The organism is Cobetia sp. PDI-23MA (assembly GCF_059507735.1).
Genome location: NZ_CM183352.1, coordinates 3403352 through 3415217, shown reverse-complemented (window position 1 = coordinate 3415217; position 11866 = coordinate 3403352). Strand labels below are relative to the sequence as shown.

Here is an 11866-nt window from a genome sequence, read left to right as displayed (position 1 = left end):
TGGGGACATTGTCCACCCCTGCGATTCGGCGGCCCCTTGATGTCAATGTTCCTGTCAGCCATCACTGCCCTGTCAGCCCTCACGCCCCTGTCAGCCATCTCTTCCCTGGGCCTGCCTGCCGGCAGCGCGCCCACTCGCGTGTCTCGCTGGGCGGCGCTGAATGTTTGAGCTGCGCCCGTACCAGCAGGAGGCCGTGCGGCGTACCGTCGAGCACTTTCGCCGCAGTGATGAGGCGGCGGTGATCGTGCTGCCCACCGGCAGCGGCAAGTCACTGGTGATCGCTGAGCTTGCGCGTATCGCGCGTGGGCGTGTGCTGGTGCTGGCGCACGTGCGCGAGCTGGTCGAGCAGAACCACGCCAAGTACGAATCCTATGGCAAGGACGCCGACATCTTCAGTGCCGGCCTCAAGCGCAAGCAGGCCTCGCGTCAGGTGGTGTTCGGCTCGGTGCAGTCAGTGGTGCGCAACCTCGATGCCTTCACGCCGGCTGAGCAGGCGACTGATGCTCAGGCGGCGCCCTTCACGCTGCTGGTGATCGATGAGTGCCACCGGGTCTCGCTGGAGAAGGACGCCAGCTATCGCAAGGTCATCAATCATCTGCGCGAGCACAATCCGCGCCTCAAGGTGCTGGGACTGACGGCGACGCCGTATCGTCTCGGTCAGGGCTTCATCTTCCATCGTCACTATCACGGCATGGTGCGCGGGGATGATGACTGCTTCTTCCGTGATTGCGTCTTCGAGCAGCCGCTGCGCCTGATGGTCCGGCAAGGCTTTCTGAGTGAGCCGCGGCGCGTCGATGTGGCGGTGGCGCGCTATGACTTCTCGCAGCTGGCGCCCGACATCGGCGGCAGCTTCCAGGAGGCGGAGCTCAACGAGGTGGTGCAGGGCTCGCGCGCGACGCCGGGCATCGTGCTGGATATCGTCGCTCAGGCACGCGAGCGGCGCGGCGTGATGGTGTTCTGCTCCACCGTCGAGCATGCCGAGGAAGTCACCGCACTCCTGCCTGACGGCGAGGCGGCGCTGATCACCGGCGAGACCCCCGGCGAGGAGCGCGAGCGGCTGATCAATGCCTTCAAGGCCCAGCAGCTCAAGTATCTGGTCAATGTCGCGGTGCTCACCACCGGCTTCGATGCGCCGCATGTCGACCTGATCGCCATCCTGCGGCCCACGGAATCCGTCAGTCTCTATCAGCAGATCGTCGGGCGTGGCCTGCGTCTGAGTCCCGGCAAGACGGACTGTCTGATTCTCGACTACGCCGGCAATCCCTGGGACCTCTACGCGCCGGAGGTAGCGACGCCAAAACCGGCCGGTGACACCGAGATCGTCCAGGTCGAGTGCCCGGTATGCGGCAATGCCAATCTGTTCTGGGGACGCAAGGATGGCGAGCTGGTGGTCGAGCACTTCGGGCGCCGGTGTCAGGGACTGGTCGAGTCGCCGGAGGGCGAGGGCAGGCCGCTGGTGCAGTGTGACTTCCGCTATCGCGCCAAGGCCTGCCCGCAGTGTGGCGAGGCCAACGACATCGCCGCCCGCCATTGTCATGCCTGTCAGGCGCGACTGGTCGACCCGGATGACAAGCTGCGCGATGCGCTCAAGCTGCGTGATGCGCGGGTGCTGCGCGTCAGCGGCTGGCAGCTGGAGGAGGCGCGCAACGGGCGCGGTCTGCCACGCTTGAAGGTGACCTATTACGACGAGGATGGCACCGATCTGTCCGAGTGGTTCGCGCTCGAGACCCCCGCCCAGCGCCATGCCTTTCGCTTGAGCTTTCTCGCGCGCCATCTGCGCGCGCCGGGCAGTGACTGGGCACCGAAGGACATCGCCGAGGTGCTGGCAGGCGAGGAGCGTCTCAAGGCGCCGGACTTCGTCATCGGGCGCAAGAGCGGTCGTTACTGGCAGATCCGCGACAAGCTGTTCGACTACGCCGGGCGCTATCGCACAGGTATCGCCGCCGGCTGAGGGCGCGCTGGCCGCTGCGTGATCCGGTCGAGTGGCGCATGTTGTCAGGGACACGACGTCGCGGGGATGCTGGGCGGGGCCTCGGGTTGCTAGACTGGCGGCTTCATACGCCTCAGGGAGAACTCACAAGGTGAGTGCCACCGATACCTCGGCCAGGCTGGTGTCCGGCTTACGCCCCACCGGACACCTGCAACTCGGACACTATCAATCAGTGATCCGGCGCTGGACCGAGCTGCAATACCATCACGATGCCTATTTTCTGGTCGCCGACTGGAACGCGCTGGCGGTCAGCGGTCACGCGCCTCACGAGATCGAGCAATACAGCTGGGCGATGGTGATCGACTGTCTCGCCTGTGGGGTCAACCCCAAGGTCGCTACCCTGTTCATCCAGTCCTGGGTGCCGGAGCTGACCGATGTGCACATGATCCTGGCCAGCGTCACGCCCAAGGCATGGCTGGAGCGTCTGCCCAGCTACCGCGAGATGGTCGCCGGGCTCGGTGAGCAGCAGGGCGCCAGTCTGGCCATGCTCGGTGCGCCCCTGATGCAGGCGGCCGACATCCTGGCGCTGCGGGGGCAGGTGGTGCCCGCCGGCCCCGAGCAGCGTGCGCATATCGAGTTCACCCGTGAGGTCGCCCGGCGCTTCAATCATCGCTATGGGCGCGATGCCGGCTTTGAAGAGCAGGCCGAGCGCGCCATCGCCCGCCTGGGCAAGAAGAGTGGTCGCCTGTACCGCGAATGGCGCGAGGACTATCAGGAAGAGGGGGATCTGGAAGCCTTCGAGCGCGCGCGTGGCCTGCTGGCCGAGACCAGCAAGCTCAACCGCAACCAGCAGGAGCGGCTGCTCGGCTATCTGGAAGGTGGCGGGCGGCGCATCCTCGGCGAGCCGGAACACTGGCAGGGGGAGGTCGAGCCGCTGCTGGGCATGGAGCTCAAGACGCACAAGGCCGCGCGTGAAGATGCCATCTTCCTGCGCAGCGGGCGCGACGATATCGCGGCCTGCGTGCGCGAGATGCCCACCGATCCTGCGCGCGTGCGCCGCAAGGACCCCGGCGACCCGCAGCGTTGCCCGCTGTGGACGCTGCATGAAAGCTTCACGCCCGCCTCGGACCGCCAATGGGCAGAGGAGGGTTGCCGCGATGCCAGCATCGGCTGCCTGGACTGCAAGGGCTGTCTGATCGAGCATGTCGACGCGGCGCTGGCGCCGATTCGTGAGCGTGCTGAGGTGCTGGAAGGGGAGCATGGCAAGGTGCGCACCATGATGACAGAAGGCGCCGAGCGGGCCCGCGACACCGTGCGCGACACCCTGGATGAGTTGCGGCGCGTGATCGGCCTGACCTATCGCTAGACGCGGGCGGCGTCGAGCGCGGCCCCGGCGTCTCACCGGCGGCGCAAAGACTTGGGGGATGGGGCGCGAGCCGCTAGAATGCCCGTCCCCCAGACCCACCTTCACCCGCCTCCTGCAGGAGATGTCATGAGCGACCTGCTCGATGGCGCCAGTTTTGCCCTCACTGATGGGCTTAAGCCCGCACCTCTCGTCACGCCCCCGACAGTGGCGTCGACGGTGCTGGCGCGCGTCAATGACACCGCGCTCACCGAGATGCCGCAGGACCTGTACATCCCGCCGGAGGCGCTGCGTGTCTTTCTCGAGACCTTCGAGGGCCCGCTGGATCTGCTGCTCTACCTCATCCGTCGCCAGAACCTCGATATCCTCGCCATCAATGTCGCGGCCATCACCCATCAGTACATCGAGTATGTCGAGCTGATGCATGCCATGCAGATCGATCTGGCAGGGGAATACCTGCTGATGGCCGCGATGCTGGCGGAGATCAAGTCGCGCAGTCTGCTGCCGCGTCAGCCGAAGGAGAGTGATGGCGACGAGGAAGAGGATCCGCGCGCCGAGCTGATTCGCCGCCTGCAGGAATACGAGCAGACCAAGCTGGCCGCCGAAGGGCTGGATGAGATGCCGCGTCAGGGCCGCGACTGGTTCGTGGCCACGGCAGACCTGCCCGAACTCGAGACGCGTGTGGTGCACCCTGATGTCGATCTGTCGGAATTGCTCGGCGCGCTGTCCGGCCTCTTGCGTCAGGCGGACCTCGTCCAGGCGCACACCATCTCGCGTGAGGTGATGTCGACCCGCGAGCGCATGCTGGCGATCATGAATCTGTTGACTCATGAGCACTTCACGCCCTTCGAGAAGCTGTTCACGCTCGAGGAAGGGCGTGCCGGTGTGGTGGTCAGTTTCATGGCGATTCTGGAGCTGGCCAAGGAATCGATGATCGAGATCGTCCAGAACGCGCCGCTGTCACCGATTCACGTGCGCGCCCGCACGCCGGAACCGGACCCCGAGGATGACGAGGACTGGCTGGCGCTGGAATTCGCCGACGAAGACGAGGTGGCGGCCGATCAGGGGGCGTTCGATGACGCAACGTACGATGACGCAGCGTCCGATGATGCGCAGACGTCACCTTCCTTACCCCCATCCGACGAGCAGGAGAACGCGGCGTCATGAGTTTGCGCGATGTCCCGCTGGACCAGATCATCGAAGCGGCCCTGCTGGCCGCCGGCGAGCCGCTGACGCTAGAGCGCCTGGCCGGTCTGTTCGATGAGTATTCAAGCCCGACCAGGCCCGCGCTGCGCGAGGCCTTGGGCAAGCTGGAGGCGCGTCACCCGGCCGACAAGAGCGCGCTGGAGCTGATCGAGACCGCCAGTGGCTGGCGGCTGCGCGTTCGCCAGCAGTACTCCCCCTGGGTATCGCGGCTGTGGGAAGAGCGTCCGCAACGTTATTCACGCGCCTTGCTGGAGACCCTGGCGCTGGTGGCCTATCGTCAACCGGTGACCCGCGGCGATATCGAGCAGGTGCGTGGCGTGACGGTCAGCTCCTCGATCATGCGCACCCTGGTCGAGCGCGGCTGGGTGAGAGTGGTCGGCCACCGTGATGTGCCGGGGCGTCCGGCGGTATTCGCCACCACGCGTCAGTTCCTCGATGACTTCGGGCTCAAGACGCTGGAAGAGCTGCCGCCGGTGCATGAACTGAAAGGCTTCGAAGGACTCGAACAGCTCGAGGCAGACCTGTATGATGTGCCGCCCTCTCAGACCTTGCCGCTGCCGGACGACCCGGACGGCGAGACGGAGGAGGCACCGGCGGACGGCGCTGATGCAGGAGCTGATCCAGAGCATGAGACAGCGGCTGAGTCAGCACCTGACGCAGAGACTGGGGAAAAGACTGAATCAGGCGCTGAGACAGGTCTTGAATCAGGTCTTGAGTCAGGTCTTGAGACCGACACCGGCACCCCGGTGCCCGACGACTGGCAACCGCCGGACGTCACCGCCGAGCAGCTGGAAGAGGCGCTGAAGACGCGCGCACTCGATACCGCCGGCGCCTCGGCTGACACACCGAACACAGCAGCACCCTCCGCCTCACAGGCGGAAGATGACCACGCCGGGATGGCGTCCACCGGCTCGGGGTTCGACTTCGCCACACTTGAAGCGCGCCTCAGCCAACGTTTGCGCGGTGCAGACGAGGATGACGACGCTGCCGATGCGCAGCCGCACGACTCCTCCGCTGCCGGGACCGTCGATGATGACGACCCTGCGTAGGCGAAACTCCTATAGATGAAATGGTTCATGTCATGAGCAAGACAGACTCTGATAAGCGCAAGACCTCTCTCCCCGGTAGCAGCCAGGCAGGCAACAAGCATGCCGGTGGCAAGGCCGCGACCGGTAAGTCCACGCGCGGCAGCAAGGCCAATGTCGGCAAGAAGCCGGCTGCCGGTGATGCGCCGGAACTGCGTCCGCTGCCGCCGCAGGCCAAGGGCGACAAGCTGGTCGAGGACGAGAAGCTGCAGAAGGTGCTGGCGCGCTCCGGTTTCGGCTCCCGCCGTGAGATGGAAGTCGCCATCAGCGCCGGCCGCGTCAAGGTCAACGGCAAGGTCGCCCAGCTGGGTGACCGCGTCGGCCCGCGTGACCAGGTCAGCCTCGATGATCGCCCGCAGAGCCTGAAAGGCGCGGAAGAGACGGCGCGTCGCGTCATCATGTACAACAAGCCGGAAGGTGAGCTGTGCACGCGCAAGGACCCGGAAGGCCGCCGCACCGTCTTCGAGCGCCTGCCGCGTCTGAAAGGCGAGCGCTGGATCGCGATCGGTCGTCTCGACATCAACACCAGCGGTCTGTTGCTGTTCACCACCGATGGTGAGCTGGCCAACCGTCTGATGCACCCCTCGACCCAGATCGAGCGTGAATACGCCGTACGTGTCATGGGTGAGGTCAAGCGCGAGCACGTCGTCAACATGGTCAATGGCGTGATGCTCGAAGATGGCCCGGCGCGTTTCACCGATGTGCAGGAATTCGGTGGTGAAGGTATCAACAGCTGGTTCCACGTGGTGATCATGGAAGGCCGCAACCGTGAGGTTCGTCGTCTGTGGGACTCCCAGGGGCTGACCGTCAGCCGCCTGAAGCGCGTGCGCTACGGCAACATCTTCCTCGACAAGCGCGCTCGCGCCGGTGAGTGGGTAGAGATGGAGCAGAGCGAGATCGATGAACTGTCCACGCTGGCAGGTCTCGAGCATCGCAAGGCGCCGGCCCTGACGCCGGACGAGCAGAACCGCTGGAGCCGCGACAAGCAGAAGCGTCGTCCGGTGCGCGCCATGAAAAAGCCGCCGCAGCGTACGCGCAAGCCGCGCTGATGGCGCAGTCGGTGAGGGCGGCGATGCGCCGTCATTCACTGACATGGCATGAGATCGTGGACTTGCCACAAGCTCGTGCGACCTAAGTGGTAGCCCGCAAGCCCGCGCCCATCGCGGGCTTGCGTGTCTTTGTCACAGGGGCTGGTCCATGCGCTGGCGCGGGCGTTTCGTGGGGTGCCAGCGGACAAGCTGGTCATTTACTTGAAGTTTTTTTGCAAAAGGCTTGCGTCGAAACGGGATCGGCGGTATCTTACGTCCCGCTTCGCAAGGGTCGTTAGCTCAGTGGTAGAGCAGTTGGCTTTTAACCAATTGGTCGAAGGTTCGAATCCCTCACGACCCACCATTCTCTGGAATGGTCTCTTGCAAAGCACCCGGCGGCGGGTCGTTAGCTCAGTGGTAGAGCAGTTGGCTTTTAACCAATTGGTCGAAGGTTCGAATCCCTCACGACCCACCATCCGCCACCCAGTTTTGGGTCGTTAGCTCAGTGGTAGAGCAGTTGGCTTTTAACCAATTGGTCGAAGGTTCGAATCCCTCACGACCCACCAGATCTTGCCCCGTGCCTTCATTGGCGCGGGGCAATTTTTGTTACGCGAAAGGAAAGAGTCCGTTGCCCCCAAGTCGACTGGAGCCGCGATCGCGCCAGGCGTATCCTTGTGGGCGAGCCAAGGCTCATGTCCGCCCAGTGCGGACGACGCTGCGGGCGATAGACGCCCAAGGCACACGCCGCAGTCTGGGGAGCCCAGCTGCAGCGCTGGCAGGGCCGCCACGGGCCGTTCGTGTCCGGGCCGAGTCCTGACCCACTCAGCACAGGGGGAGCCCCTGTGGGCTAGGTGAGAGACACATGAACAGCCTGACTAATGCCATGCCGGGTCGTGAGGCCCACAATGCCGTCCGTGAGCAGGTGCGCGAGCATCTGGCCCGCGCTTACTGCCCGACACGCCCTGCCGCCGAAGATGTCGCGCTGATCGACGAGATCAAGCAGCTGCTCATCGAGCGTGATGCCGCACTGGTCGCGCATTACTATTGTGACGACGCCATCCAGCAGCTGGCCGAGGAAACCGGTGGCTGCGTCGCCGACTCGCTCGAGATGGCGCGCTTCGGCGCCCGCCATGACGCCTCGACGCTGATCGTCGCCGGCGTGCGCTTCATGGGCGAGACCTCCAAGATCCTGTCGCCGGAGAAGCGCGTACTGATGCCGACGCTGGAGGCGACCTGCTCGCTGGACCTCGGTTGCCCGGAAGACGAGTTCGCGGCCTTCTGCGATGCCCATCCCGACCGCACCGTGGTGGTGTACGCCAATACCTCGGCGGCCGTGAAGGCGCGTGCCGACTGGGTGGTGACCTCCTCGATCGCCGTCGATGTCATCGAGCACCTGCATGCCCGGGGCGAGAAGCTGATCTGGGCGCCGGACAAGCATCTGGGTGCCTACGTGCAGAAGCAGACCGGTGCCGACATGCTGCTGTGGGACGGTGCCTGCATCGTCCACGACGAGTTCCGCGCCCAGGGCATCAGTGACCTGCTCAAGGTCTACCCGGACGCCGCAGTGCTGGTGCACCCGGAATCACCGCAGTCAGTGGTCGAGCTGGCCGATGTGGTCGGTTCCACCTCGCAGCTGATCAAGGCCGCCGTCGAGCTCGAGAATCAGCAGCTGATCGTCGCGACCGATCGTGGCATCTTCTTCAAGATGCAGCAGGCCGCGCCGCACAAGCAGCTGTACGAGGCGCCGACCGCCGGCAATGGCGCGACCTGCAAGAGCTGTGCGCACTGCCCGTGGATGGCGATGAACGGCCTGGAGAATCTGGCCGCCGTGCTGCGTCGCGATCCGGCGCAAGCCAATGCCGAGGAAGTCTTCGTCGATGATGGCCTGCGTGAGCGCGCCCTGAAGCCGTTGACGCGGATGCTGGAATTCAATCGCGGCTGAGCGCTGACGCTGATCGCCACCGATTGCTGCCTGCATGAACCAGAACCGCCGCTCCCGATTCCTCGGAGCGGCGGTTTTGTTTGCCTGGTGCAGCGAGAGGGAAGGTGCCTCAGAACTCCTCGATGGCGTTGCGGTAGCGCTTGAAGTCCTCCCGGCGTGAACTGATACGGTTGGCCATGCTGAAGTCGCCGTTCTTGCGCGCGGCCTCGTCGGCCAGCTTGAGCTGCGCGAAGGCCTTGTCCATGCGCCCCTCCAGCTGGTCGAATTCGGCGCGATACAGGAAGGCTTCGGCGGTGTGGCCGCTGCGCCCACTGGCTTCGGCGGCCAGGCTCCAGACCTTGGGGTCATCGGGATGATCGCGGCGCATGTCCTCCAGCTGCTGGCGCGCGGCGGCGGGGTCCTGTTGCAACGCGACTTCCGCCATGGCCAGGCGAGTCGGCAGGTAGTCGGGTTGCAGGCGCAGCAGGCGTCTGGCGCGGCGGGTCGCCTCCTCATAACGCCGGGCATCCCGCGCGACCTCGACCGCACTGGCGCTGATCAGGGTCAGGTCAGGATGCTTGTCATGCAGGCGATCCAGCGCGGCCAGTGCCTTGTCGACCTGGTTGTGCTCTGCCGCGGCCAGCGCCTGATAGTAGGCAATCGCGTCGGGGTCGGGGTTGTCTTCGCGTAGTGTCGTCAGCCCCTGCTCGGGCTGGCGCAGATTGAGTGCCAGCAGGGCGCGGGCACGGATCATCGCGTAGGCGAGTTGCGCGAGCGGGTCGGGTGTTACCTTCTGCATGGCGTCGGCACGCGCCTGGGTGTCGCCGATACGCGCCTCGGTCACCGGGTGCGTGAGCAGAAATTCCGGTGCGTTGCCGCCCTGCAGGCTGGCCATGCGTTGCATGGCGCGGAACATGCGCGGCATGGCCTCGGGGTCGAAGCCGGCGCGTGACAGCGCATCGATACCGACGCGGTCGGCCTCCTGCTCGAAGCGGCGCGAATAGGCCAGCTGGTCGGAAATGGCAGCGGCCTGGGTGCCGGCCATGGTCGCGATGCCCGCTGAGCCGCCACCGCCCGCCGCGATCACCATGCCGGCGAGGAAGCCGGCCAGTGTCGGCAGGCGTGTCTCGGCCTGGCGCTCCATGTTGCGCGCGAAGTGATGCTGAGAGAGGTGGCCCAGCTCGTGGGCGAGCACCGAGGCGAAGGCGTCGCGGTCCGGCGCAAAGGCGAACAGCCCTGTATTGACGCCGACCACGCCGCCGGGCACGGCGAAGGCATTCAGCTGGCTGCTGGCGACCAGCGTGATGATGAAATCGCGGTCATCCAGCTCGCTCCACGGCGCCAGTTGACGCACGATGCTACCGATCCAGTCCAGAGTGATGGGATCATCCCATTCACGCACATGGGCGCGGAACTGACGTAGCCAGGCGCGACCGATACGATATTCATCGTTGCTGGAGATGCCGCCACTCGCACTCCCCAGGTCCGGCAGTCCATAGTCGTTCTGGGATGCGGCTGGTGCACTGGCGACCGGCGCGCCCATCAGCAACAGGCCGAGCAGGGCGCTCGACAGGGTGGCAAGCCCGCGGCGTCCGATGCGAACGCGTCCGCTCAAGGGGGGCAGCAACGACATGCAGGCAATCCTCTTCGATATGGCGCAAGGTGCGGTCGGCTCGCAGGATTGCCGGGCGCCGCACTGGCGTTGACGACCCTGCGTGAGTCCGGGCAAGACGCAGCCGCGCAGGGCGGAAAGTTGCTTTGTCAGGCAAGGTGCCCTTAAATCGGGGCGTTTTCAAGCTGCACTCTCCACGGCGTGCGGCAGAACATCATAACGAGAACGGAAGGGCAGATGGCATTCGAACGACCTGGCGCTGAGACTGCGAATCCGATGGCTGACTCCACGGCCGATACCCACCTGCAGACGCTGGATGCGCGCGGCCTGCACTGTCCGTTGCCGCTGCTGCGCACCAAGCTCACACTGGCTGGCATGGGTGCCGGCGAGCAACTCGAGGTCCTCGCCAGCGACGCCGGCGCCTGGGGCGATATCCCTGCCTATCTGGCGCTGAGCGATCACGCGCTGGTCTCGCGTGAAGAGACGCCAGAGGGCGATTATCGCTTCGTGATCAAGGCGCTGTGCGAGGAAGATCCGTCATGACCATGAAGACGTTGTTGCGTGGCTGGATCGAGCGCTATTTCTCCGACGAAGAAGCGGTGGTGCTGTTTCTGGTGCTGGTGCTGGTGTTCGCCGCCGTCATCTGGCTGGGCAGCATGCTGGCACCATTCTTCACCGCCCTGATCGTCGCCTTCCTGCTGCAGAGCGGCGTGAGCTGGATGGAGCGCCGCGGCCTGCCACGTCTGGCAGCGGTCAGCCTGATGACGCTGGTGTTCATGGGTATCATGCTGGCCAGTGCGCTGATTCTGCTGCCGCTGGTCTGGCATCAGCTGGCCAATCTGATCCAGGAGATTCCCGGCATGTTCGCTTCAGGACAGCGCTGGTTGGGCGAGCTGCAGGAGCGCTTCCCCGGCCTGATCACGCCGGAGCAGGTCCAGCAGTGGGTAGGCGCCGCCGGGCGAGAGCTGACCCAGTTCGGGCAGCGCGCGGTATCGCTGTCGCTGGCGTCGCTGGGCAACCTGATGGGGGTGGTGATCTACCTGGTGCTGGTGCCGATCCTGGTGTTCTTCATGCTCAAGGACCGCGAGCGGCTGGTGGACTTCACGCTGGCGCTGCTGCCACGCAAGCGTCTGCTGATGAACCGGGTCTGGAACGAGATGGATGATCAGATCGCCAATTTCGTGCGTGGCAAGGTGATCGAGATCGTCATCGTCGGTGGCGTCAGCTACGTCACCTTCGTCGCCTTCGGGTTGCCGTATTCGGCGCTGCTGGCGATCGTGGTCGGCTTCTCGGTGCTGATCCCCTACATCGGCGCGGCAGGGGCAACCTTGCCGGTCGCCGCCGTCGCCGGTTTTCATTACGGGCTAGGCGATACCTTCATGTACGTGATGATCGCCTACGGCATCATCCAGGCGCTGGATGGCAACGTGCTGGTGCCGCTGCTGTTCTCGGAGGCGGTCAATCTGCATCCGGTGGCGATCATCCTCGCGGTGCTGTTCTTCGGCGGCATCTGGGGCTTCTGGGGGGTGTTCTTCGCCATCCCGCTGGCGACCCTGATGAAGTCGCTGCTCTACGCCTGGCCGCGCCGGGCGCGCGCCGAGGAGAATCGGGTCGCGGACAAGAGCGCCTGATCGAAAAAGCCCCGCCAATCGGCGGGGCTTTTTCATGGCTGAGGCGGCTGGCGCGCAGGCGCTCTCTGCTCAGCTGTTTCGCCACGAGCT

General features: G+C 65.3%; 9 protein-coding genes and 3 tRNA genes. 11 read left to right on the top strand and 1 reads right to left on the bottom strand.

The window, feature by feature from the left end:
- Positions 1–160: 160 nt before the first annotated feature.
- From radD to nadA, 9 genes are all read left to right on the top strand, one after another.
- Complete coding sequence (gene radD, locus AC5WNJ_RS14535; RefSeq protein WP_495930046.1) at positions 161–1951, top strand: DNA repair helicase RadD; 1791 nt, start codon at positions 161–163, stop codon at positions 1949–1951.
- A 130-nt stretch (positions 1952–2081) separates the two neighbouring features.
- Positions 2082–3296 carry a nucleotidyl transferase family protein gene (locus tag AC5WNJ_RS14530; protein WP_495930045.1) on the top strand — a complete coding sequence of 405 codons (1215 nt, stop codon included), beginning with the start codon at positions 2082–2084 and terminating at the stop codon, positions 3294–3296.
- Between the two features lie 126 nt (positions 3297–3422).
- Entirely contained in the window at positions 3423–4460 is a 1038-nt protein-coding gene (locus AC5WNJ_RS14525; protein ID WP_495930044.1) for a segregation and condensation protein A, read from the top strand.
- The gene (gene scpB, locus AC5WNJ_RS14520) at positions 4457–5548 is read left to right on the top strand and encodes an SMC-Scp complex subunit ScpB (RefSeq protein WP_495930043.1); all 1092 of its coding nucleotides are present in this window, start codon (positions 4457–4459) and stop codon (positions 5546–5548) included. The genes AC5WNJ_RS14525 and scpB overlap by 4 nt, the downstream gene beginning before the upstream one ends.
- A gap of 32 nt (positions 5549–5580) precedes the next feature.
- Positions 5581–6633, top strand: a complete 1053-nt coding sequence (rluB, locus tag AC5WNJ_RS14515; RefSeq protein ID WP_495930042.1) for a 23S rRNA pseudouridine(2605) synthase RluB — start codon at positions 5581–5583, stop codon at positions 6631–6633.
- A 268-nt stretch (positions 6634–6901) separates the two neighbouring features.
- A tRNA-Lys gene (locus AC5WNJ_RS14510) sits at positions 6902–6976 on the top strand.
- A 36-nt stretch (positions 6977–7012) separates the two neighbouring features.
- Positions 7013–7087: transfer RNA gene (locus tag AC5WNJ_RS14505), tRNA-Lys, on the top strand.
- A 16-nt stretch (positions 7088–7103) separates the two neighbouring features.
- A tRNA-Lys gene (locus tag AC5WNJ_RS14500) sits at positions 7104–7178 on the top strand.
- Between the two features lie 317 nt (positions 7179–7495).
- Entirely contained in the window at positions 7496–8554 is a 1059-nt protein-coding gene (nadA, locus tag AC5WNJ_RS14495; protein ID WP_495931060.1) for a quinolinate synthase NadA, read from the top strand.
- Positions 8555–8663: 109 nt separating this feature from the next.
- On the opposite strand, the gene AC5WNJ_RS14490 is transcribed toward nadA, so the two are convergent.
- Entirely contained in the window at positions 8664–10166 is a 1503-nt protein-coding gene (locus AC5WNJ_RS14490; RefSeq protein WP_495930041.1) for a M48 family metalloprotease, read from the bottom strand.
- A gap of 255 nt (positions 10167–10421) precedes the next feature.
- Here AC5WNJ_RS14490 and AC5WNJ_RS14485 point away from each other — a divergent pair, with 255 nt between their 5' ends.
- A complete protein-coding gene (locus AC5WNJ_RS14485) occupies positions 10422–10688 on the top strand; it encodes a sulfurtransferase TusA family protein (RefSeq protein WP_495930040.1) in 267 nt (88 codons plus the stop codon).
- Positions 10685–11776: an AI-2E family transporter gene (locus AC5WNJ_RS14480; RefSeq protein WP_176677946.1), complete on the top strand. Its 1092-nt coding sequence runs from the start codon at positions 10685–10687 to the stop codon at positions 11774–11776. The genes AC5WNJ_RS14485 and AC5WNJ_RS14480 overlap by 4 nt, the downstream gene beginning before the upstream one ends.
- Positions 11777–11866: the final 90 nt, after the last annotated feature.

Excerpts from the sequence above, each read along its gene's own strand:
- AC5WNJ_RS14485 (WP_495930040.1), top strand. The coding sequence starts at position 10,422 with ATGGCTGACTCCACGGCCGATACCCACCTGCAGACGCTGGATGCGCGC.
- AC5WNJ_RS14525 (WP_495930044.1), top strand. The coding sequence starts at position 3,423 with ATGAGCGACCTGCTCGATGGCGCCAGTTTTGCCCTCACTGATGGGCTT.
- rluB (WP_495930042.1), top strand. The coding sequence starts at position 5,581 with ATGAGCAAGACAGACTCTGATAAGCGCAAGACCTCTCTCCCCGGTAGC.
- radD (WP_495930046.1), top strand. The coding sequence starts at position 161 with ATGTTTGAGCTGCGCCCGTACCAGCAGGAGGCCGTGCGGCGTACCGTC.
- AC5WNJ_RS14480 (WP_176677946.1), top strand. The coding sequence starts at position 10,685 with ATGACCATGAAGACGTTGTTGCGTGGCTGGATCGAGCGCTATTTCTCC.
- AC5WNJ_RS14490 (WP_495930041.1), bottom strand. The coding sequence starts at position 10,166 with ATGTCGTTGCTGCCCCCCTTGAGCGGACGCGTTCGCATCGGACGCCGC.
- scpB (WP_495930043.1), top strand. The coding sequence starts at position 4,457 with ATGAGTTTGCGCGATGTCCCGCTGGACCAGATCATCGAAGCGGCCCTG.
- nadA (WP_495931060.1), top strand. The coding sequence starts at position 7,496 with ATGCCGGGTCGTGAGGCCCACAATGCCGTCCGTGAGCAGGTGCGCGAG.